Here is an 18,457-nt window from a genome sequence, read left to right as displayed (position 1 = left end):
TCTACTCCTGCTGTTCGGCCATGACGGCCAGTGCCTCAATCTCCATGACGCGGAGATCGGGGAAAATGTCGGTGAGGTCGCGGCGCTTGATGCCGAGCATTGAGGCCGCTGCAGGAATGGCGGCGTAGTCCAGGCCTGACGGGCCGCCAGAAGACACCCGCCACTGTGTACCCATGACATCGAACAGGCAGAAGGCTGGCCATGAATCTGGCCAGACCTCCACCACCTCCTCCTCGATGTCATCAAGGGTCAGGCCCAGCGCCGCCAGTTGCTCGGCAGACGGACCGCGCTCGTAGCAGGCCCGGGCCGCCGCCCTCAGTTTCCCAGGCGGGCCGGGCTGTAGGCGGCCTGGTAGGCGTCGATGACCGCCTTCGGCGCTCCGGTGCAAGTGCGCACCAGGTCGGCGATGGCCTCGGCGCTGAATTCGTCCTCCAGATCCCAGCCGGTTACGATCTCACCCAGTTGCCCCGCCTGCAGGGCGATTTCACCGGTGGTGACCTCCTCCCAGGTGGCCCCGTCCTTCTGGACCTTCTCCGCCCAGGCGTCGCGCGCCTTGTTCCAACGATCGAACATCATGGACAGGGCCACGCGGTCCATATAGCGGAACTGGAACTCCACGGGCGCCGGCTCGGCGCCAATGCGCGGAACCTGCACAACAGCGGTGAACGTCGGGTTCTGAGCGATTTTGATCTTCGCCATGAGGGCTCCTTACACGCCGGCCAGGATACGAACGGGACGGCCCGACAGCGCGATGCTGATGGTGCGTGTCATAAGGCTGTTCCGGTCCATGGTCGGGGTGGTGGTGATGCTGACGTAGCCCGGGTAGAGAATCTGGTCGCCACCCGGCAACTTGAGGCGCACCACCGCGAGTTCCTTGCTGTCGCCGTAGTTTTCGACCAGGGCGACGTAGGCAGCGCTCGGCTGGTCCTCGACGGTGATCGACAGCGTGATCGGGTTGCGGTTGGTCGGGAACTGACGGTCGTCGTCATCCTCCAGGTAACCCACGGTGAGGTACTGCTGCTCACCGCCAGCCGAGGTAAACGCGGTGACCTTGGAGATCTGCGCCCACGCGGTCACAGGGAGCACCGAGCCTACGCCGGCGCCAGGGGTGTACTTGTCCACGTTGGTGGTGTTGAGGCCTTTCAACGCGAAGGTGTCGGCGGCCACGCTTGCGGCACTGACGGCGCGGTCGGCGATGAGCGCCCAGCCGGAGCTGACCAGCAGGACATCGCCATTCTCGATGTCGTGACCGGCAGAGGTGGCCACCGGTGGAGCGGCGTTGGTCAGGGCGGTGAAGGCGACGGCGGCGCCGAAAACGCTGGCGATTTCCAGCACAGAGCCGTTCGGCAGCGGGAATTTTGCGGCCATGAAGTGTTTCCTCGTTTTTGCCCGCCGGGGGGCGGTTGGTTATGCCCCAGCGGGCGGTTGGTCCGCGACACCGCGGTAGGTGAAGCTGGTCGGGACCGTGTAGGTCGCCGACTCGGTGATGGCTGGGCCCTGGTCAACGGGTTCGGTCACCAGGCCCTCGAAGCCGTTGCGGCTGAGTTCCGAATCAGCCCGGAAGAGGCTCGAAAGCTCCCCGACCAGGGTCTCGGCAGTTGCCAGCGGCTGGCCCGCCGGGCAAACGATGCTCACCTGGTAGACGCCGATGTACTCGTAGGCCTCGCCACCCAGGTAGCGGCAGGTGACGCCTGCCGGCAACTGGAACGCCTGCAAATAGGTTTCATCTGGCTCGGCCTCGAAGCCCTGCTCGAAGTTCGCGACCCTGATCGGGCGCGCCGTGGCCCAGGCCATCAACTTGATCTCGATGGCCTGTCGTGCTCTTGCGTGGCTCATGCTCGGTGGGTCCTGATGGCTTCTTCGACGATGCGCTGGAAGTCGGCGACGGTGACTCGCACCATGCCACCAGGCGCCTGGGAACTGTGGCCGTACTCCAGAGGGATGGCATACGGCAGGTTGTTGACGATGTAGGCGACCTCGCCGGCGGAGAGATCACCGGCAGCCAGGAGAAGCCTGTCCAGCGTCTCGCCGGCGCTCTCGATATCCTCGATCTCGCCTGCGGCTGGCACGCCAGTGGTGAGCTGCCAGTTACTGCGGAAGCGACCGCCCACATAGCCCTGGCCAACCCTCCGAACGCCGAACCCGAAGTTCTCGCGCTGCTCGCGCTTGGTCAGCGGCTTTCGCAGCCGTAGGTCGCCTTTCAGGTTGCCGCTTTTGGTGTAGTTGGCCTGGTCGGACGTGATGCCGGCATTGATGGCCGCCGCCTTGGCGTTGTAAGCCGCGATCTGTTCAGCCGTGCCGCGCTGGGCCTCGACGTTCACCTTCCAGAGGTCCGGGTTGCCGACCGGCGACATGGTCACAAGCCTCCGGCCGACCATGATCACGACCTCACGGAAGGTCAGGTCCATCACCTCCTTGGCTGCCTCTGCGAACTGCTCCAACTGCGCAGCAAAGCCGCCGTCCAGGCCGCCGTAACGGCTGGTCATGTGTGAGCCGCGGGCCATGGTCACTTCCTCAGTTGAATGGTCCAGGTGGCCTTGGCCGCGTCCTGTCCGACGTTCATGACTCGGTAGCCGCTGATGCGATCGCCGATGGCGGGGATGGCAGGGGCTTCCGTGACCGCGTCGCCGTCCTTCACGAACAACTCGTTCTGCAGCGCCTTGAGGCGTACGTCTGACGCCAGGATGCGCGTTCCGTCGATCTCCCTGGCCTTGTACTGGCCGAAGACACCGCGCCCGGTATAATGCAGCGTTGTCGCCGGCGTACTGCCGCCCTTCTCAGGGTCATAGGCGCCAGGCACAGACCGGCTGCCATCGACCTCCGCCACTGTGTCGGCCAGATCCGTATCGAAGGCCTGGGCCAGCTCGGCCTGTAACTCGCGTCGAAGCCCCATGTCACCCCCTGACGATCTTGACCTGGCCGGTGCCCAGATACCGCGCCAGCAGAGCCAAGGCGAAGGACTCGCCAGCACTGATAGCCTTGGACGTAGCCGAGTAGGTTTTACTGCTCGACACGCCATCCGCATCCACGGACTTGCTCAGCACGCCGGTTTCCTTCGCCTGGTACAGGTTGCCTGCTGCCGCCTCCACCGCAACCTCTGCGCCCGCCTGCACGACGTCGGCAGGAACCGCGTCGAACTCAGGCAGACCCTGGCTGGTGAGCCAGGTGTTGGCCATCAGCACCGCGCGCGCCTTCTTTTCATCGGGCGCCCAGGCCTGGCCCAGCAGCGCGTCGACCTGCTCGATGCTGATGTAGGTCGTCATTACGCGGCCCCTTCCAGCAGCTTCTGCAGATCTTCCAGGGTGGCTTCAGGCACGAACTGGACGCCCTTCTCGGTCAGCGCAGCCTGCAGCTTTACCTTCTGCTCGGCTTCTTCAGCGGCTTTCTTTTCCGCTGCGGACTTGCTGGCCTTGGAGGCTTTACCCTCCTTGATCGGCTCGGGGTGCTCGTAGCCCTCCGGCGCGAACTTGGCGTCGATGATTTTGTAGCCCTTGCGACGCAGGAAGGTCTTGCGTTCTGCCGACACCGGGTGCTGCTCGTAGATGATGCTCTCGCTCATGGCGATCTCCTGAGGAAGGCGCCCCAAAGGGCGCGGTACCGGTTACTTGGTGGCGTCGCCGATGGTCATGACACCGGCCGAGCCCTTGATGCTGTTCGCCACCAGGTCCCAGTTGGTGCCAGTGGATAGCTCGGAGTTGGTCGGCGACTTGCCGCCGTTGGCGGTGTCCCAGGTGTAGCCCTTGAGGCCCAGGCCGAAGGTGTAGTCGGCCTGCATGGTGGTCTCGATGCGCTCCTTGCCGTTGGAGGTCTCGATGTTGGTGATCAGGTCGGAGCCATCCATCACCATGGCTGCGCCGTCGGCCAGGCTGAGCACCTTCTGCTTGTTCGGGGTGCCGGCCTCGTACAGCGCCGGGGCGTCGGTAACGATGACCGCCTTGCCCAGAACGTCTACGACCAGAACACCACCGGCTTGGAACAGCTGCTGGTTGTTGGCCAGGTTCTTGCCGATCAGGGCGTGGTACTGGGCACCGGTCATGACCTGGGCGATCAGCCGTGCCGAGGCGTCGCCGAACAGCGCGTGCGCGCCGTTGATGGCGATGTAGTCGACGCCAGCGGTTGCAGACACGTCGTTGAGCGCGCCCGACTGGTTGCCGATGGCCGCGACCAGGGCAGCAATGGCGGTGTTCAGCTGGTCCGACATTATCGCTTCGGACAGGTTGCGGCTGATGACCTCCAGTGCCTCTTCGGGGTTCTTTTGCACCCAAGAGAGCTGGGAAGGCTCCCACAGGATCGGACCGAAGCCGCCTGCGATCTTCACCGAGTCGTACTGCTTCTGCGACAGAGGGGTGGCGGTCTGGCTCCCGTTGGCGGCGTAGCGGTCAACTCGACGCTGAGCGCTGTGCAGGCCTGCCCAGAAGGACTCCTGCAGGAAGTCGCCATCGATACCCTGGGTGGTGAGGCGGATGGAGCCGGCGGACGCGGCGTTGAACTTCTCGACGTCCTGAGACAGGGTCTCGATGGTGGTGTGGCGAAGGTAGTCGTTGAACACCTTCATGTTCGAAAGGGCCATTGGGCCTCCTTATTCGCTTGCGGTCAGGCCCTTGATGGCTTCCAGGCGTTCTGCCTTGGTGCCGCCGAAGTTGCCCTTGGTGGTTTTGGTGCTGCCACCGCCGTTCGGAGCGCCGCCGCCATTGGCGCCGGAACTCTTCAGGATGTGGTCGCGATGGGGGTACTGCGAGACGAGGGTTTCCAGCGCTTCGTTGAAGTCGGCCAACTCACCCGGGCGGCTGCGGCTGAAGATCTTCTGGCCCTGGGCGTCGTAGGCGACGACCTTGCCGTCCTCGATCTTGAAGCTGTTGCCGAAGGTGGCCTGGACCATGTCAGCCGGCACCGCCATCTTCTCGGCGATGAACTGCGAGCGGGCGAAGCTGCCGCCGATCTTCTCGGCATACAGCTGTTGCTCGAAGCCCTGCGCCTTGGTGTTGGCTTCGTCGAGCTGGGTCTGGAAGGCCTTGCTGATCTCGCCCTTCACCTTCTCGATCTCGCCGGCATCCACCAGCTTCTTGGCGTCGAGGTTGGCGACGATCTCCAGGGCTTTCTTGGCGGCCGCGGCATCTTCGATGCCTTCGAACGCCTTGGCGGTCTTCTCGAAGCCGTCGGCGCGCTCACGGTGCGACTTGGCCTCGGCATTCAGCCGGGTGATGGTGTTGCGGGTGCCCACGGCATCGAAGGCGACCTCCTTGCCATCGTCTTCGACGTAGACCGGCTTGCCCTCCTCGATCACGGCGTACTGCTTGCCATCCACTTCAACGGTCTTGAGTTTCATGTCGTCTCTCTGGGCCATCCGGCCAGTTGATGAGCCATCCGGCCCCAGTTGCGCCCCGTCCATCCGAACCGCAGGCAGAAAAAAGCCCCGCACGAGGCGAGGCCTTGAAGTTGCGCGCCACGAAATCGCAGGTGATGGATTCGTGGCGCGGCGTTACTTGAGCCGCTCCTGCAGCTGCGCAAGCGTGAGGAGCTTTCCCTTGTCGTTGTAGAACGCGCTGAGCTTCAGCCCTCCCTCACGCATCAGCCGACCACGCTCTGGACCGAGGATCTCGTCCTGGCGCGCTGCCGACTGCTTGCTGAGCCATTCGGCGTATGTGGTTGACTCGGGCACCTGACCATCCATGCTCGCCCGCGTTGCGCCATCGCTGAAGCCCAGGGCCCTGGCGCTCTTGAGCACCGGAATCTTGGAGGATCGGCAGCAGAAGTGGATACGGCCAGGCCCGGCCAGCCACGGGATCGTGTGGCCGATGGGCTTGTAGGTGCCAAGCGTGTACGGCAACCGGTCACGGATCCGGCAGTCGCTCGACGTGTGGTTGTCCAGCGTACTGAGCCACTCCACGTGGCTGATGATGTCGCTGTTGGCCTCGTACGCTGCGTCGCTGGCCATTTCGGCGGTATGGAATACCGCAGACCGCACCACCGCCTCAACGTCGCGCCTGGCCTTCTGGAGGGCTCCGTCGGCGTATTGCTGAACCCGACTACCCATGACCGTGCGAACGATCTCCGCAGTGGTACGCCCCTCGACAACACCCGAGCGCACGGCATCGCGCACTACAGCAGCGCGGCTGGACTCGATGCCGGCCATCCACTCCCTCAACAGGCGCCCCTGGAATGGTCGAGCCTGGGCGATCGCCTTCACCGCGCTGAACTCCGGGGAGACGACCGGGTATGCCTCCTGCACCTGGGCCGGGAGAACGGCCCGCAACGCGCTCTGTTGGAATGCCAGCTCGTAGCTGATCAGCCCGTCGGTCACCTGGTCCAGGGCCAGGCGAATCTCGATGAAGGTCTGCTGGTTGATCCGCAGCACCGCTGACAAGGCGATATCGACAGCTGCGGCTGACAGGTCGTTGCCGAGGTTGTCGATAGCCTCGATCAGCGCGGCGCGCAGGTCGGCGTCCTTGCTGTTGAGGATCTTGATGATCGTCACAACCTGGCTGTTGCTCAGCCTGGACAGGTCGACCTCATGCCCGATCAGCTCGTTCAGCAGCTTCTCGTTGGCCGTCTTCATCACAGCGTACCGAGGGCCGGGCCCTGAGCCTCAATCTTCGCCAATTCCTCTTCCCAGTCGTATTCGTCGCTGATCACACCGCGGCGCTGCATCTCGGTGAACAGCGTCTCCTTGCTGATCATCCCGGCATTTGCCATGGAGACCAGCGTCGGCAGCGATACCTCTGGCATGTAGTCGACATCGAAGTTGCCGCGCATCTCGACGGTGCCACCCTCGCCCAAGCCGCGGTAATCGGCCATGAACTGGAGCAACTGCGCCAGGCAGTCGGCGAAGTGGTGCGCCATGCGCGCCAGCGGGGACAGCTCCTGAGCAGCCTCCTCCTCCGCCTGTGTGGCAGTCTTGGTAGCCGTTTTGTCCGGCGTCAGCAGCTTGGCCCCGGCCATGCGCATCTCGTTGATCAGGTCCTGCAGAGCGGTGCGACCCGACTCAACGGCCTGGCCGGTGTGCTCGACGTACTTGAGATCGCCATCCTTGGGCAGGTCAGTCAGCTGGCCGGTGCCAACCTTGAACTCTGGCGGGATCACCTTCCCCTGGTTGTCGTACTGGGTCTGGATGCCGATGCGCACCAGTATCGGGACACGGATAACGTGCAGGATGTTGTCCTGGTCACTCTGGCTCTGCCAGTGCTTCACGTTCAGGTGCGCCAGCTCGATCAGCGGCGGCTTGGCAGTCATGAAGCCGATGCGGCCGGTGTAGAAGGTAACCCAAGGGATCGCGGTCAGGCTGTTGGTGCCCTCTTCGTGCAGCTCCCAGGTGCCGCCAGCTGAGGCCTGCTTGCCCCGTACGGCCTTGGCCGCCCTGCGATAGGTTCGCCAAGAGCCCGGCTCCAGCACGCGAATCTGCTCGACGCACTTGGCGCCAAACTCCCCGTCCTCCTCCTCGATCAACTCGATATAGCGGACCATAGTCAGCACGCCGCCCTTGGAGCGCCAGCCCAACACCTGTTCAGGCCTTACCAGCACAACATAGGGACGCACACCGGCGGCCTGCTCGTCGGCCTGGGTCTTCAGCTCTCGCGCTGGCGGGTGATCGACGAAGGCATGGCACAGGCCATAGCTCAGCCCCTCGGTGAAAAAACCGACCGCCCAGGAGTTGAGGTCGTTGCCGGCGTGGTCGATGTCCTTGGTCATCTCGACAATGGTCTCTGGCACATCGTCGCCCACCTGCAGCGGCTCGGCGAACACACGGGAGGTCATATTGCCCACGGTCTCGGAGTACACCGGCAGCAGGGTCGAAAGTCGCAGGCGCTCTTTATAGGCCTCGTCGTCTTCGGCTGGGTACTGCGGCAACAGGGACTTCCCTGTCGCCCGCATCGCCATGGTCCCGCCCATGAGTGGCGAGATCACGGCCCAGTAGGCGCGCATCGTGTCGACAGCGGGCAGCGTGATGCTCGGGTTATCACTCATGGTCACATTCTCAGGGATTGGGTCGTGAAGACCGGGCGTTCAATTGGGTAATCGTGGTGGATGAAGTAGCCGCCCGCGTCGTTCGCGTGGTCCACGCCGGATTTCTTGTCAGGCTCGCCATTTGGCGCCCACACCTGCTGCTCAAGGCCATCTGCGTAGGTCGGGCAGCGCAGCGGGTTGATCAGGTAGCGGCGCTCGCCATTCGCGTTGCAGAACATCGCGTTCATGGCGTTGATCCGGTCCTTTACTGGCGGGTTGGCGTCGGGCGCAATCACGCTGAAGCCGGCCTGCCGCAAGATGGCGATGTCCGTCTCGCTGGCGTTCACCGACTTACGCGACCCGCCCGAGGCGTCCGGGTAGATCCTGATTTCGCAGGTCTTGTCGTACCCTTTGCCGTTGTGCCGCCAATAACGCTCCTTGATCCGCCGGATCATGTCCGGGGTATCGAAGCCGTCAATCAGCTCATCCACCGCCCTGGGTTTTCCGTCGGCGCGCTTGACATGCGTGATCGCCGCCATCTTGCCGACGTTGAAGTCCATGCCGATGAACAGGGGTTCTCCAGGCTCTACGGTGTCGAAGCAGGAATTCAGCTTCCGGTCGTAGGCGTGGTAGATCGACCCGGAGTTGAGGTTGACGAACTGGCCGTTTAGGTAGGCCAGGATCAGCTGGGCCGGGTACGACTCCATCAGCGATGGGATGTAGTCGGGCGGCAGGTTCAGCTCGTTGTCGAACGTGCTGGCCTGCACCAGGCCGTACATGCCCTGCAGGGTCGGCTTCTCGCGCAGCTGCTTCACGAACTGCTGGTAGACGAACTTGAACCCCTCAGGGGTCGTGGTGACGTCTACACCGTTCTTGAGCCCGTCCACGTTGTAACGCATCCGGGCAATGATTTTGCGCCAGGCATGCTCGGCCTTCAGCGCGGGCAGAATATCGAGTTCGTCGACCAGGGCGTGCCCGATCTTGAAGCCCACTATGGTCTGCGGCTTCTCCATCGAGCGGCAGATGGTCGTGCTGCGATACTGGCCGCCGCTGTAGAACTCGACCTCCTTGTCGCTCTCCTTCGTCTTGACCTTCAGGCCCCAGTCGAAGGCGACCTCCTCGATGGTCGGAAAGAAGATGTCTCGGATCTGCGGGTAGGTCGGGGCGAAGTAGCCAGAGTCGATCCGGGGCCACTCCCAAACGTGCTTGCACAGCGCGGCGCAGCCTACCCAGGTCTTGCCCGACCCAAACCCGGCGACGAAGCCGCGGAACTTGTTCTCCATCCTGAGGAAGTTGGCCTGGGGCACGTTAAGCGACGGCATCAGGCTTCCTCGCATCCACCACGTCGACCTGCACTCGGGTGGGCGGCACGTTGTCGTGGGGATTCTCGTTCTTGGTCTGGCGATTCACGTAGACGTCGCCGACCTCTTTGGCCGCCTGCTCCAAGATCTGGAGGGCCAGGCCGTAGTTGCGCATACCTTCGACCTTTTCGACCATCCTGCCCAGCGCCCGGAGGCGGTAGGCACGATTGGCGATCGGGATCTCAGCCGTCTCTTCGCGGAATCGCGCTCGGGTGTCTTCGAACAGGGTCACCCACCGCTTGGCCAGGTCCTTACCGGAGCGCTTGGTAGGGTCGTGTGATTCGCACTGCTGCCGGGTCACCTCGAGGCCGAATTCCTCTCGGACAGCTGCTGCTACTTGCGAGGGGGTATCGAAACAGGCCAGGGCCTGAACGATGAAGGCTTTCACCTCGTTGCTCAGGGCCGCCATAGGTTTCCATCCGTCTTGGGTCTGTCAGAGGTCAGGCAGACTTGAGCAGACAGGTTCCGCAGGCCCTCGAAATGTTGATCTTGGCCACCTCAGGCGGCCGGCTTGCAGCATCGATCAGCTGCTGTACGTCGTCACTGGCACCGTAGCGCCTCACTACGCCGACGAACTCCTCGATGTCGTGTCCACGCATCTCCAGCTTGGGCATTCCGTCCCGGGTGAAGGCAGGCGCGCCGTACTTATCGAGCTTGTGGGCGATGTGGTAAAGCTCGTGTTCGACAAGGGCGCAGAACTCAGCGTCGGAGCACTGGGCACAGTAGTCGGCCGCCAGCGTGATGAGGAACTCAGGCTCGTCGCCGAACCACTCCCGCATCTGCTGCTCTTGTCGGGCTTTCTGCCACCCGCCAGCGCGGAACATGAGCTGCTCGGCCTGGCCGAGGACTACACGCCCCTGCTTGGCGAATCCACTTGATGCCCACAGCACGCCGATGTTGGCGTCGATTAGGTGGGCATGCTCGGGGTTATGGATGCTGCCGGTGTCGGCGAGGATCTCGCTCTGAATCCACCCCCACAGATCTGGGGCGGGCTTGAGCGTGATGAATGGCGACTCGAGCAGTTCAGCAGGTGGTAGCGGTTTATACAAAGTGCTTGGCCTCCAGCCGGATGTGGCAGCGACTTCCAACATGAGGCAATCTTCCAAGGCACCTTTAAGCAGACAGGGATTTCACTGATGCCATTTCTACCGATGGAACGAGCTGCACTATTGGACTTAAAAGGCGTAGGCCCGACGGTCATTGCCAGACTTGAGCAGATGGGTATCGAGTCATTGGCTGATCTGCGCAATGCAAATGTCACCGACATCCTGGCCCGCGCGTCCGCTGCGGTGGGATCAACGTGCTGGAGAAACAGCCCTCAGGCTCGAGCGGCCATTACCGCCGCAATCGTTCTCGCGAAAGACTTACTTAACGAATAGCCCGCCCTCACTTGATCACCATCCTGTGCGTCTCGGCATGTGCATGCCCGTGCAGGATGGCGACGAGGAGCCCCTGAGGTAGTCCCGCCTCCTTGGCTGCATCAATCGCCTTGATCAGCGCCGCATCGAGCGCATTTGTAGCGACCACCACATCGGCCGGCAGCGGCAGGACGTGGTGCAGGCGTGTCACGTTGCTCATACAGGCCTCACCATGCGAAACGTTAGGCGAAGGGGTCGGCTGGCTTGGCGATCGACCGCACGAACCACATGAAACCCTGCTGCAGGTTGGTCTTGGCCAGTACCAGGGTGCGCTGGTCCACTCCTTCGATCTGGCCGATCTGCTTGAACAGTTCGCCGGCGTCGGCCTCCAGGGCCTTGATCGAGTTCATGCCGTCGATTTCGCTCTGGGTGAGGTCGCGGTAGCCGGTGATCTTCTTGTGCTGGTTGTCCATGGTGAATCCTCAGGTGGGCGCGCCACGAAACGGCGCATATCGAATTTGTGGCGCGGATCAGCCGAACACATGCCCGCGTCGCGCCCAGGCATAGGCCACCACACCGGCGTGGAGCATCACGCCGAATGGGTTGACCCAGTGCCCTTGCAAGGCGGTGACGAATGCGCCGAACCCACCGATGGCGACCAGGTAGAAGGCGATGCTCAGCAGCGGCTGATCTGCCGGGCGAACCTTTCGCAAGTAGTCGCACGCGGCCACCACCACCAACACGCACAAGAACACGTCCAGGGCTGTCAGCGCTGAAACCAGGATGTTGTTCATATCAGGCACCTCGCGCCGTAACGAACGACCCCATGGCAGCTTTGATCGCAGGGATGATGTTCATGGCGGTGAGCCCAAGCACAAACGCCACCCCGCACAGCAGATCTTCAGTGACCGCAAGCTCAAGCTTTGGGGCAAGCCAGGCGGTGACGGGCTGGGTCAAGTAGACCGAGAAGCCGAAGCCAGTGGCGACAGCAGTCGCGGCCTGGAAGCGGGTCAGATCCTTCAGGAAGCCAAGAGAGAGGATCGAGCCGATGAATGCAGCCATCACCACCCCGTATTTGCCCAGCACTACGCTGGCGGCAGTGCTTGTTGGTTCGGCCATAGGGGTGTCCTTGGAATAAAAGGCCCGTTGAGGCCCTATTCAGGGACCGGGCAAACGTGCGAAGCAGCACATAACGGAAAGCCCCGGAAGTTTCGGGGCTTAGGATGGTAAGCGTACATCCGTTGATCTGATAGGAAGCTAATTCACCTGAACAAAAAAAGCCGCCTGAAGGCGGCTAGCTAGTGATTATTGGCGATACCGCAATTCATCGGGCGCTTCAATCAGCTCAAATGTTCTACTTCATGATTTTTGCGGGTTTTTCTTGATGTCTCTCTCAGCAAGCTTATCGTGCCGACTATAGAGTTCTGCGTTTGAGGCCCGCTCTGTATTGGTACCCTTGCTTCCCTCCGACCTTGGCCCTTGGGGAGATGTATTTTCACCAGAACTTCTTTCACCCTGGTGCGATTTTTTATCTGTCATATAAACCTCTGATGAGCCCGGCTATCCGAGCTCAAATAAATGAATTACTCAGCAAGTATTCCATCATGCGTATGCATCGGCCGCCGGTCGCTCTCGAGACCTCTATCAAGGCCTGACTCGTCATCATCTGGGGTGTAACCTAATGGATCATCAGCCCCGAGGAGAGTGCTTGACTGAGAACATATGCGTTGGCGTGCGCTGCTACCAGCGCCGCCCAGGATAAGTCCAGCCAGCCTGCACGCTACTGAACTTTTCAGCGTTTGAAGCCTTCGAATGCTCAGGAGATTCAGGATCTTTTTCGAGCGTAGTATCAGGGTCGACATAATCGTCCCTATCCTCTGGGCTAGATTTGTCCTGCCCCTCACGCTTTTCTGTACCTGATTCAACTTCAGGTTCAAGTCCCGAAGATCCATCTGGCTTGGTAATGTCACTAGACATAAGTACCTCTCAATAACTCAGAAAATCTGAGCTAAAACGAGTATGCGCCCTAAGGTTGCCGTAATGTGAAATACCAGACCACCGGGACAATTAGAAAGATCGGTACAATGATGGGCCGTTTGATGTTCTCTTCGGGCGAAAAAAAGCCCGAATCAATGGCCGGGCTTATTTTGTCACTCCTCAACACGCGCAGGAATGACAGGATGGGGGTAATTTCGCTCAGTCGCTCACTGATGTCAATAGGCGATTACGCGGCATGGCTCAGAAGCAGGCCTTCAGCCTCCAGGATCTGCTGAACCTGAGTCATCGCCTCATCGACCATACCGTTGAGCTTTTCGTGGATGTCGGCACGCCACCGACGCCTGGTCGACTCTGGGACAGCATCGAGGTCCCAGGTGTTCATGTCGTAGAAGCTGTCCGGGAGGATCAGCACATCCTCCTCGACGGCATCTACTCGCTTGCGCTCCGACGCGCCAGCAGCCACTGCGGCACGAATGAGGGCCTCACGGCGCCACTCAGGCAGGTCCAGCGAGATGTCGACCGAAACCGACCTGGCTCCCTTGCGCCCTGCACCCGGCAGCTTCGGTATGGCCCAGGCGGTGACAGCCTTGAACACGAACAGCGGCTTGGCCGGGCTCGCGATTAGGGGCTTCACCGCGGCGATCGCCTGTACCTTCTTCGCCTTGCTGGTGCTGTACTTCGCCACCAGGGCATCCCAGTGGCGCGGGATCAGCTGGTGGTGGATGCGCGCCGCCAGCCAGTAGTCGACCTGGGTTCGGTCCAGATCGCCACCGCCGGACGACAGCGAGGCGAGGCAGCCGCCCTCCTCCTCGTTCGGGTTGTACAGCTTCTGCCAGGCCTGGCCCTTCGCCGCGCCTTTCTCACCTGCCGCCAGGGCGGCAACCACTGCTCCGGATACGCTCGAGTAGATCATGCTGCTGCCCTCCTAAGGTCTTTGAGTTTTTGCCTGTACAGGGCCTTGATGGCCTGCAGGTCTTCGATGGTCAGGCGCTGGGGCTTATGAGGCCCTTCAAGCCATTCCACCTGGTCGGCGCCGATGCGCTTCACCAGACGGATGCGGTACTCGACGGCATTGCCCGACAGGTTCCGGTTGCACTTCACGCACTGCCGATGGACGTTCAATAGCTCGAAGCGCAGCTCCGGGCATGCGCCAACTGACCGGTAGTGGCCGGCGTCCCAGCGGCTGCCGGTGATCAGGTCGTGGTCGCTCGGCCGCGAGTCGCAGCTGATGCACGGCAGGCCGGCATCGCGCTCGCGGATGTAGGCGTTGAATGCGGTTTGCGCCTCGGCCATGTGCTCGCGGCGGGTCTTCAGCTTCTCCCGGCGCACCTGCAGGTCTTCGCGCGCCTGCTTGGCAATCGCCTTGGCCGCGATCTTCTGCAGTTTCGGATCCTTCGCCATGGCTCGAGCACAGGCCATGCTGCAAACCGACTGCGTGCTCATGGCCGGCTTGAAGCGCTGGCCGCAGCCTGGCGCCTTGCACTTCTTCGGCTTGATCTCCTTGGCGAGCATCAATACTGCCCTCCCCACCGATCCGGCTCAGTCCAGCGCACGCCATGCTCGGCGCCGAAGGCGTGCATCACCTCGAACAGATCGCTGAACCATTTCTGCGACTGCTTGCGGGTCGAGACGCCAAGGACGACAAACCCGCCGTCGATGCCCGGCACCGCGTCCTGCTTCTGCACCGCGGCGCTGAAAACGTGCTTCCAGTCCTCTTCGGTGAGCTTGCGGCCGTACCATTCCACCTGTAGGGAAACGTCGCGGAGCATTGCCCACATTTTCCGGCTGCAGATATCTGGGCGCTTCTCGTCGCGGATGACCACCACCTTTGGCTTGGTCAGGTCTATGGCGTGCAGGGCGCCGAAAAGGCGGTTTAAGTCCTGGGTACTGCGTAGGGCGAACTCAGCCACGATTCCCCTCCTTCACCCAGCGACGGATTGCCATCTCGCAGCCTGAAATCAGGCACACGCCATTCGCCATGCCGCGGTGGGTTTTGTTGGTCTCGCAGCCACACCAGCACTTCGGCTGGCGTCCTGGGCGCCTCTTACGGATCTCCATGTAGCGGATGTGACCCGGCAGCCCACCGATTTGGCCCCAGCCTTCCATGCCGCCGCGCATGGCAGCGGAACGGGCGGCCTGTGACATCGTGTTGAGGTCAGGCACTGGCCACCTCCTTCAGCTGCTTCTCCGCGGCACGCACCCGGGCTGTGAGCTGGCTGATCTCTTCCAGCAGGCCCAGCGCCACCTCCTCCACCGTCGTCTCGCCGAGGAACTCGTCCAGGGCGTCCGTATGGCGCTCGAGGGCATCACTACCGGCGCGCCAGGAGGCGACTACCGACCACAGCAGGGGCTGGAGATTTTGCTTGTCGATGGTCATGCGCGGCCTCCTTGCAAGCGAATGGTTAACTCAGTCATCCATCCCTCTTGATCAACACTTTTCGGATTTATAAAATCTCGCGCAACGGCCTCAAGCCCGCGGAAACCTTGCGGAAAAGTGTCATCGCGGGTAAGAGGCCGATCAGTTTTCCTGCTCAAGACTTCACTCTTCACACCCCCTCCCCGGCCGGCTGCCCGGCGCGCTTGATGTTCAACTTGGCCAGCAGGTGGGCTCGGCACTGGGCGGCACCAGTGGGGATTTGCTGGATCTCGAGCAGGCGAGTCTGCTTCTGGCTGGCGTAATCGTCGGCGAGCTGGGCAAGGCTCTTCTGGCTATCGTGGCCAATGCCGGTGGCGATGTCGCCCAGTGGCTCGCCGGCGACCAGCATGCGGATCGTGATGTCGTAGGCCCGGGCGAAGACCTTCTCGGCCTGCTCGGGCTTCATGTCGCCCAGGTTGTAGGCCTCACACTGCAGGGCAGCGTGGCGCACCGCTGCGTGCGACCAGGTGCGGGAGCCTGCCCTGCTAGGGTGGAAGTTCTCCAGAGCCTCTGCCAAAGCCATCGGCATGGTTGGGATGCCTAGGTCTTCCGGTGTTGGCTGGCACATGGCGATGAACTCGCCGACGCTTGGGGCGAACGGTTTCTTGAGCTTTCGGCAGTTTTGGATACCGAGCTCGATCTGCTCAATCGACCTGATTCCTTCCTCCGCGAAACCAGTGATCCACTCCTCCTTAGACGCGGCCAGGGCCTCGGTAGATGGCCAGGCCTGTCGCCATGCTGGGAAGATCCCGCGCAGGCGCCGGAACAGGTCGTTCACCACCTCGACGGTGTCCTGGGTGATCACCAGGTCGTCGTGCTGTGCGATACGGGCTGGCGGCTCGTTCTTGGTCGTAGCCATCAGCTGGGTGACGGACTTCACTGGCGCCCCCTCAGGCCATTGGCCCAGGTGGTGTCGTTGAAGTCAGGCTCACCGGACTGCCGCACTGGCAAGCGGTGCACGTTGTCGACAGGCACCTGGATCTCATCCTCCCAGCGCTTGCCGTTGAGCCAGGTGGCTGCGTGCGGGATGAACTGGCCGTTGTCCTTGGTCCAGCCAGACAGCTGCCGGTGCTTGGCCAGGGCCGTGACAATGGTTTCGTGCAGGTCCGCTGTGAGCTTGAGCTTCGCCCAGGCTTTCTCCGCCTTGTCCTTCCCGACCTTGCGCGGATACAGCTTCCAGAACCTTGCGAACAGCTCGGCGGAATCCACCGGCGCGGGCGACGGGTTGAGGGAATCAGGAATCAGGAATCCGGAATCAAGAGAGAGGGAATCAGCAGGGAAAGAACTGGGCGAGTCTGGTGCTTGCACCGGGCTTTCCTGGTGCTCTCCCCGCGAAGCCTCTAAACCAGGCATTTCAGGGATAACGCTCTTTGCTTCCTTGACGTGTGGGTTCTGGTGCTTCGTCCAGTTGATGACCTGAATCGCCTTGTAGTCGCCCACGGCGTAGCGCTTGATGAACCCCAAATGATCCAGGTCATCGAGCATCCGGTCGATGTCTACGTTGTCAGCTGGGAACAGCGCCATCTTCAGCCGACGAGGCCGATCCTCGAGGCGCCCTTCCCGGTCCGCTTCGGTCCACAGGCCGATGAACAAGAGGCGAGTGGCAAAGTCCAGCTCTGCCAGGTACTCGTTCGAGAAGAACCCTGGTTTGATGTTTCTTGAGCGGGCCATCATTGGACCTCCAGGCTGTGCTGTGCCCACAGGCCGGCCACCCAGGTGACGCCCTTGGGGGTGAATTTGGTCTGGTTGAAGGCGTGGCCGTTGTCGGCGGTGTCGGTCTTTACTTCGAAGCGTCCGACGTCGATGTGCTGCTGGTATGCCTGCCACTCGCCGCCCATGCGGTACATGATCTTCTTGTCGAGCAGGAATTCGCGGAAGCGGGCCTCATTGGCTCTTAAGAGCTTGGCGGTTTGACGGAAGCCCTTCAGACCAGTCGCCTCGACGTACTTATCGACAAACTCAACTTTGGGGGTGGCGATGACCAGGGCCTGCTGGGCGAGCTGGTGCTGCTCATACTGTTCGGCCCAGGCCCTGGCCGCAGCGGCAGGATTGGAGAAATCAGGCAAGGTAGCGATAACGCGTGGGGCTTCGGCTGCATTGATCCGATCAAGCACGCTGCGGCGAACTGCCTTCGACTCGCGCATCGAGACGAGCATGCACTGATCCTTGGTGAGCATCAGGCCTTCCGAGGCCGGCCCGCGGGAATTCTTTACTACGAAAGTTTCGTAGTATTCACCGTCGAGCTCATCCTTGCAGCGCGCAGTGAAGTCGGCGCGCCGGACTTCACTTTCGCCGTGTTGGATCCTGGCCTCATTGACCAGGACGAGCAGATCGAAACTGCTCATCGTGCGCGCCACAGAATTGTGGTTCGCGTTTTGTGGCGCGGTCCTGGACAGGGCCTGTACACTTTGGGTGGAGCTATGCATAATCCGCCTCACAGAAGTAGTTGAAGAAACCGCCCCGCCAGGCGGTTTTTTTGTGCCCGGGGTTCGTACTTTGATAGTGCGAGGCCAAAGGGCACTGATTTGGTATCCGCGCATGCGCGGATTTTTTAGGTAGCCATGCCGGCTCCATTTGCCTGTCGCCAGGTCTTCCCTATTCAGGGCCTTTTAAGGCCGAGGCAGATGCCGGAGCTTTCCGGCGCCCTTAGGCCTCGTTTTCTCGAGGAGGCTTTCCCGCACCAACTGGACGGCGTACTGTTCCGGGGTCATCCCGGCTTTCATCGCCATCTCTTCAAGCTTTCGGTAAAAGCGCTCCTCGAGGCCGTGACAAACCATCGTTTCGGCCATGAGTCCCCCTTGCGGGCCTTCAGGCCGTGTGCGCAGTCTCGTTATCATCCTGAGCAATCAGCAGAGCGAGCTTCTCCTCTACACACATGCGTACGAACACCGCTGGTTGTAGGCGGTGAAGCTTTGCAACCGCTCTGACAGCCTCGTAGGTGTCCTCGTCGTAACGAGACTTAATCACCCGGTCTTTCAAATGGCGGCTATCGTCGTAGCTCATTGGCTGGTGGCTCCTTGCTATGAAAATTGAGTTACGCGGCGCCCTTCAGCGCTTTGCGTGCAAAGGGGATAAGGTCCGGGCGCAGGCCAGCGATCGTGATCTCGCCGTCCGAGGCGTCCTGCAGTCGTTCGGCAAGTTCGGTAGAGGCCTTCCGGTGACCACCTGCGAGCTGCCACAGGTGGCCAACAGTGGTCTTCGCGTCGGCTGCGACCTGCTGCCTGCGTTCATTCGTGGCCCTGCCCAACCAATCACGGAGGTGATCATTCATGAGGATTCTCCTTACACATAGAGAGAAATTTAGCTCATGGCTAATTTATGAGCAAGGATAATTTAGCCCTGCGCACATTTAGCAGTCAGCTAAACACTGGCATTCTTCGCGT

Annotated in this window: 31 protein-coding genes; 1 reads left to right on the top strand and 30 read right to left on the bottom strand. The window is 61.7% G+C overall.

Annotated elements, in window-relative coordinates; all coding sequences use genetic code 11:
- Position 1: 1 nt before the first annotated feature.
- From NGM28_RS04315 to NGM28_RS04245, 15 genes are all read right to left on the bottom strand, one after another.
- Positions 2 to 253, bottom strand: coding sequence for a DUF1799 domain-containing protein (locus NGM28_RS04315; RefSeq protein ID WP_252088918.1), 252 nt, complete (start codon positions 251 to 253; stop codon positions 2 to 4).
- A 62-nt stretch (positions 254 to 315) separates the two neighbouring features.
- Positions 316 to 699: a phage tail assembly chaperone gene (locus tag NGM28_RS04310; protein WP_240063473.1), complete on the bottom strand. Its 384-nt coding sequence runs from the start codon at positions 697 to 699 to the stop codon at positions 316 to 318.
- Positions 700 to 708: 9 nt separating this feature from the next.
- The gene (locus NGM28_RS04305; RefSeq protein WP_240063472.1) at positions 709 to 1,368 is read right to left on the bottom strand and encodes a phage tail protein; all 660 of its coding nucleotides are present in this window, start codon (positions 1,366 to 1,368) and stop codon (positions 709 to 711) included.
- Positions 1,369 to 1,407: 39 nt separating this feature from the next.
- A complete protein-coding gene (locus NGM28_RS04300) occupies positions 1,408 to 1,836 on the bottom strand; it encodes a phage tail terminator-like protein (protein WP_252088812.1) in 429 nt (142 codons plus the stop codon).
- Complete coding sequence (locus NGM28_RS04295) at positions 1,833 to 2,504, bottom strand: hypothetical protein (RefSeq protein WP_252088811.1); 672 nt, start codon at positions 2,502 to 2,504, stop codon at positions 1,833 to 1,835. The genes NGM28_RS04300 and NGM28_RS04295 overlap by 4 nt, the downstream gene beginning before the upstream one ends.
- Before the next feature lie 2 nt (positions 2,505 to 2,506).
- On the bottom strand, positions 2,507 to 2,893 hold the full coding sequence (locus NGM28_RS04290) for a hypothetical protein (RefSeq protein ID WP_252088810.1): 387 nt from the start codon (positions 2,891 to 2,893) through the stop codon (positions 2,507 to 2,509).
- Between the two features lies 1 nt (position 2,894).
- Positions 2,895 to 3,263, bottom strand: a complete 369-nt coding sequence (locus NGM28_RS04285; RefSeq protein WP_252088809.1) for a hypothetical protein — start codon at positions 3,261 to 3,263, stop codon at positions 2,895 to 2,897.
- Positions 3,263 to 3,559: a hypothetical protein gene (locus NGM28_RS04280; protein ID WP_252088808.1), complete on the bottom strand. Its 297-nt coding sequence runs from the start codon at positions 3,557 to 3,559 to the stop codon at positions 3,263 to 3,265. The genes NGM28_RS04285 and NGM28_RS04280 overlap by 1 nt, the downstream gene beginning before the upstream one ends.
- 42 nt (positions 3,560 to 3,601) lie before the next feature.
- Positions 3,602 to 4,570: a major capsid protein gene (locus NGM28_RS04275; protein WP_252088807.1), complete on the bottom strand. Its 969-nt coding sequence runs from the start codon at positions 4,568 to 4,570 to the stop codon at positions 3,602 to 3,604.
- Positions 4,571 to 4,579: 9 nt separating this feature from the next.
- Complete coding sequence (locus NGM28_RS04270; RefSeq protein ID WP_252088806.1) at positions 4,580 to 5,326, bottom strand: DUF6651 domain-containing protein; 747 nt, start codon at positions 5,324 to 5,326, stop codon at positions 4,580 to 4,582.
- A gap of 153 nt (positions 5,327 to 5,479) precedes the next feature.
- Entirely contained in the window at positions 5,480 to 6,556 is a 1,077-nt protein-coding gene (locus NGM28_RS04265) for a hypothetical protein (protein ID WP_252088805.1), read from the bottom strand.
- The gene (locus tag NGM28_RS04260) at positions 6,556 to 7,962 is read right to left on the bottom strand and encodes a DUF4055 domain-containing protein (protein WP_252088804.1); all 1,407 of its coding nucleotides are present in this window, start codon (positions 7,960 to 7,962) and stop codon (positions 6,556 to 6,558) included. The genes NGM28_RS04265 and NGM28_RS04260 overlap by 1 nt, the downstream gene beginning before the upstream one ends.
- 2 nt (positions 7,963 to 7,964) lie before the next feature.
- A complete protein-coding gene (locus tag NGM28_RS04255; protein WP_252088803.1) occupies positions 7,965 to 9,263 on the bottom strand; it encodes a terminase large subunit domain-containing protein in 1,299 nt (432 codons plus the stop codon).
- Positions 9,250 to 9,711 carry a DUF2280 domain-containing protein gene (locus tag NGM28_RS04250; protein WP_252088802.1) on the bottom strand — a complete coding sequence of 154 codons (462 nt, stop codon included), beginning with the start codon at positions 9,709 to 9,711 and terminating at the stop codon, positions 9,250 to 9,252. Before NGM28_RS04250 ends, NGM28_RS04255 begins: the two co-directional genes overlap by 14 nt.
- A 31-nt stretch (positions 9,712 to 9,742) precedes the next feature.
- Positions 9,743 to 10,393 carry a putative metallopeptidase gene (locus tag NGM28_RS04245; RefSeq protein ID WP_252088801.1) on the bottom strand — a complete coding sequence of 217 codons (651 nt, stop codon included), beginning with the start codon at positions 10,391 to 10,393 and terminating at the stop codon, positions 9,743 to 9,745.
- A 45-nt stretch (positions 10,394 to 10,438) separates the two neighbouring features.
- Between NGM28_RS04245 and NGM28_RS04240 the strand changes: the two genes are divergently transcribed.
- Positions 10,439 to 10,681, top strand: coding sequence for a helix-hairpin-helix domain-containing protein (locus NGM28_RS04240; protein ID WP_252088800.1), 243 nt, complete (start codon positions 10,439 to 10,441; stop codon positions 10,679 to 10,681).
- A gap of 7 nt (positions 10,682 to 10,688) precedes the next feature.
- Here the strand turns inward: NGM28_RS04240 and NGM28_RS04235 are convergent, their stop codons facing one another.
- From NGM28_RS04235 to NGM28_RS04165, 15 genes are all read right to left on the bottom strand, one after another.
- A complete protein-coding gene (locus NGM28_RS04235; RefSeq protein ID WP_240063457.1) occupies positions 10,689 to 10,880 on the bottom strand; it encodes a hypothetical protein in 192 nt (63 codons plus the stop codon).
- A gap of 22 nt (positions 10,881 to 10,902) precedes the next feature.
- The gene (locus NGM28_RS04230; RefSeq protein ID WP_252088799.1) at positions 10,903 to 11,133 is read right to left on the bottom strand and encodes an Acb2/Tad1 domain-containing protein; all 231 of its coding nucleotides are present in this window, start codon (positions 11,131 to 11,133) and stop codon (positions 10,903 to 10,905) included.
- 57 nt (positions 11,134 to 11,190) lie between these two features.
- Complete coding sequence (locus NGM28_RS04225; protein ID WP_252088798.1) at positions 11,191 to 11,454, bottom strand: hypothetical protein; 264 nt, start codon at positions 11,452 to 11,454, stop codon at positions 11,191 to 11,193.
- Position 11,455: 1 nt separating this feature from the next.
- Positions 11,456 to 11,779, bottom strand: coding sequence for a peptidase M48, Ste24p (locus NGM28_RS04220; RefSeq protein WP_252088797.1), 324 nt, complete (start codon positions 11,777 to 11,779; stop codon positions 11,456 to 11,458).
- A 621-nt stretch (positions 11,780 to 12,400) separates the two neighbouring features.
- The gene (locus tag NGM28_RS04215; protein WP_240063453.1) at positions 12,401 to 12,637 is read right to left on the bottom strand and encodes a hypothetical protein; all 237 of its coding nucleotides are present in this window, start codon (positions 12,635 to 12,637) and stop codon (positions 12,401 to 12,403) included.
- A 247-nt stretch (positions 12,638 to 12,884) separates the two neighbouring features.
- Entirely contained in the window at positions 12,885 to 13,571 is a 687-nt protein-coding gene (locus NGM28_RS04210; RefSeq protein WP_252088796.1) for a hypothetical protein, read from the bottom strand.
- Entirely contained in the window at positions 13,568 to 14,170 is a 603-nt protein-coding gene (locus NGM28_RS04205; RefSeq protein WP_252088795.1) for a recombination protein NinG, read from the bottom strand. The genes NGM28_RS04210 and NGM28_RS04205 overlap by 4 nt, the downstream gene beginning before the upstream one ends.
- Entirely contained in the window at positions 14,170 to 14,568 is a 399-nt protein-coding gene (locus NGM28_RS04200) for a recombination protein NinB (protein WP_252088794.1), read from the bottom strand. The genes NGM28_RS04205 and NGM28_RS04200 overlap by 1 nt, the downstream gene beginning before the upstream one ends.
- Complete coding sequence (locus tag NGM28_RS04195) at positions 14,561 to 14,821, bottom strand: hypothetical protein (RefSeq protein ID WP_252088793.1); 261 nt, start codon at positions 14,819 to 14,821, stop codon at positions 14,561 to 14,563. The genes NGM28_RS04200 and NGM28_RS04195 overlap by 8 nt, the downstream gene beginning before the upstream one ends.
- Complete coding sequence (locus tag NGM28_RS04190; RefSeq protein WP_252088792.1) at positions 14,814 to 15,035, bottom strand: hypothetical protein; 222 nt, start codon at positions 15,033 to 15,035, stop codon at positions 14,814 to 14,816. Before NGM28_RS04190 ends, NGM28_RS04195 begins: the two co-directional genes overlap by 8 nt.
- Before the next feature lie 169 nt (positions 15,036 to 15,204).
- Positions 15,205 to 15,933, bottom strand: coding sequence for a replication protein P (locus NGM28_RS04185; protein ID WP_252088917.1), 729 nt, complete (start codon positions 15,931 to 15,933; stop codon positions 15,205 to 15,207).
- Positions 15,934 to 15,950: 17 nt separating this feature from the next.
- On the bottom strand, positions 15,951 to 16,745 hold the full coding sequence (locus tag NGM28_RS04180; protein ID WP_252088791.1) for an LvrA C-terminal domain-related protein: 795 nt from the start codon (positions 16,743 to 16,745) through the stop codon (positions 15,951 to 15,953).
- Entirely contained in the window at positions 16,745 to 17,419 is a 675-nt protein-coding gene (locus NGM28_RS04175) for a phage antirepressor KilAC domain-containing protein (RefSeq protein WP_252088790.1), read from the bottom strand. Before NGM28_RS04175 ends, NGM28_RS04180 begins: the two co-directional genes overlap by 1 nt.
- 463 nt (positions 17,420 to 17,882) lie before the next feature.
- Positions 17,883 to 18,077, bottom strand: coding sequence for a hypothetical protein (locus NGM28_RS04170; protein ID WP_252088789.1), 195 nt, complete (start codon positions 18,075 to 18,077; stop codon positions 17,883 to 17,885).
- 31 nt (positions 18,078 to 18,108) lie between these two features.
- Complete coding sequence (locus tag NGM28_RS04165) at positions 18,109 to 18,345, bottom strand: helix-turn-helix domain-containing protein (protein WP_088851912.1); 237 nt, start codon at positions 18,343 to 18,345, stop codon at positions 18,109 to 18,111.
- Positions 18,346 to 18,457: the final 112 nt, after the last annotated feature.

It is taken from the genome of Pseudomonas sp. MWU13-3659, from assembly GCF_023757525.1.
In the GTDB taxonomy this organism is placed as follows: Bacteria; Pseudomonadota; Gammaproteobacteria; order Pseudomonadales; family Pseudomonadaceae; genus Aquipseudomonas; species Aquipseudomonas entomophila_E.
Note: the sequence above shows the minus strand (reverse complement) of the source record. Positions and strands in the feature narration are given on the sequence as shown.

Excerpts from the sequence above, each read along its gene's own strand:
- NGM28_RS04310 (WP_240063473.1), bottom strand. The coding sequence starts at position 699 with ATGGCGAAGATCAAAATCGCTCAGAACCCGACGTTCACCGCTGTTGTG.
- NGM28_RS04305 (WP_240063472.1), bottom strand. The coding sequence starts at position 1,368 with ATGGCCGCAAAATTCCCGCTGCCGAACGGCTCTGTGCTGGAAATCGCC.
- NGM28_RS04300 (WP_252088812.1), bottom strand. The coding sequence starts at position 1,836 with ATGAGCCACGCAAGAGCACGACAGGCCATCGAGATCAAGTTGATGGCC.
- NGM28_RS04295 (WP_252088811.1), bottom strand. The coding sequence starts at position 2,504 with ATGGCCCGCGGCTCACACATGACCAGCCGTTACGGCGGCCTGGACGGC.
- NGM28_RS04290 (WP_252088810.1), bottom strand. The coding sequence starts at position 2,893 with ATGGGGCTTCGACGCGAGTTACAGGCCGAGCTGGCCCAGGCCTTCGAT.
- NGM28_RS04285 (WP_252088809.1), bottom strand. The coding sequence starts at position 3,263 with ATGACGACCTACATCAGCATCGAGCAGGTCGACGCGCTGCTGGGCCAG.
- NGM28_RS04280 (WP_252088808.1), bottom strand. The coding sequence starts at position 3,559 with ATGAGCGAGAGCATCATCTACGAGCAGCACCCGGTGTCGGCAGAACGC.
- NGM28_RS04275 (WP_252088807.1), bottom strand. The coding sequence starts at position 4,570 with ATGGCCCTTTCGAACATGAAGGTGTTCAACGACTACCTTCGCCACACC.
- NGM28_RS04270 (WP_252088806.1), bottom strand. The coding sequence starts at position 5,326 with ATGAAACTCAAGACCGTTGAAGTGGATGGCAAGCAGTACGCCGTGATC.
- NGM28_RS04265 (WP_252088805.1), bottom strand. The coding sequence starts at position 6,556 with ATGAAGACGGCCAACGAGAAGCTGCTGAACGAGCTGATCGGGCATGAG.
- NGM28_RS04260 (WP_252088804.1), bottom strand. The coding sequence starts at position 7,962 with ATGAGTGATAACCCGAGCATCACGCTGCCCGCTGTCGACACGATGCGC.
- NGM28_RS04255 (WP_252088803.1), bottom strand. The coding sequence starts at position 9,263 with ATGCCGTCGCTTAACGTGCCCCAGGCCAACTTCCTCAGGATGGAGAAC.
- NGM28_RS04250 (WP_252088802.1), bottom strand. The coding sequence starts at position 9,711 with ATGGCGGCCCTGAGCAACGAGGTGAAAGCCTTCATCGTTCAGGCCCTG.
- NGM28_RS04245 (WP_252088801.1), bottom strand. The coding sequence starts at position 10,393 with ATGTTGGAAGTCGCTGCCACATCCGGCTGGAGGCCAAGCACTTTGTAT.
- NGM28_RS04240 (WP_252088800.1), top strand. The coding sequence starts at position 10,439 with ATGCCATTTCTACCGATGGAACGAGCTGCACTATTGGACTTAAAAGGC.
- NGM28_RS04235 (WP_240063457.1), bottom strand. The coding sequence starts at position 10,880 with ATGAGCAACGTGACACGCCTGCACCACGTCCTGCCGCTGCCGGCCGAT.
- NGM28_RS04230 (WP_252088799.1), bottom strand. The coding sequence starts at position 11,133 with ATGGACAACCAGCACAAGAAGATCACCGGCTACCGCGACCTCACCCAG.
- NGM28_RS04225 (WP_252088798.1), bottom strand. The coding sequence starts at position 11,454 with ATGAACAACATCCTGGTTTCAGCGCTGACAGCCCTGGACGTGTTCTTG.
- NGM28_RS04220 (WP_252088797.1), bottom strand. The coding sequence starts at position 11,779 with ATGGCCGAACCAACAAGCACTGCCGCCAGCGTAGTGCTGGGCAAATAC.
- NGM28_RS04215 (WP_240063453.1), bottom strand. The coding sequence starts at position 12,637 with ATGTCTAGTGACATTACCAAGCCAGATGGATCTTCGGGACTTGAACCT.
- NGM28_RS04210 (WP_252088796.1), bottom strand. The coding sequence starts at position 13,571 with ATGATCTACTCGAGCGTATCCGGAGCAGTGGTTGCCGCCCTGGCGGCA.
- NGM28_RS04205 (WP_252088795.1), bottom strand. The coding sequence starts at position 14,170 with ATGCTCGCCAAGGAGATCAAGCCGAAGAAGTGCAAGGCGCCAGGCTGC.
- NGM28_RS04190 (WP_252088792.1), bottom strand. The coding sequence starts at position 15,035 with ATGACCATCGACAAGCAAAATCTCCAGCCCCTGCTGTGGTCGGTAGTC.
- NGM28_RS04185 (WP_252088917.1), bottom strand. The coding sequence starts at position 15,933 with ATGGCTACGACCAAGAACGAGCCGCCAGCCCGTATCGCACAGCACGAC.
- NGM28_RS04180 (WP_252088791.1), bottom strand. The coding sequence starts at position 16,745 with ATGGCCCGCTCAAGAAACATCAAACCAGGGTTCTTCTCGAACGAGTAC.
- NGM28_RS04175 (WP_252088790.1), bottom strand. The coding sequence starts at position 17,419 with ATGAGCAGTTTCGATCTGCTCGTCCTGGTCAATGAGGCCAGGATCCAA.
- NGM28_RS04170 (WP_252088789.1), bottom strand. The coding sequence starts at position 18,077 with ATGAGCTACGACGATAGCCGCCATTTGAAAGACCGGGTGATTAAGTCT.
- NGM28_RS04165 (WP_088851912.1), bottom strand. The coding sequence starts at position 18,345 with ATGAATGATCACCTCCGTGATTGGTTGGGCAGGGCCACGAATGAACGC.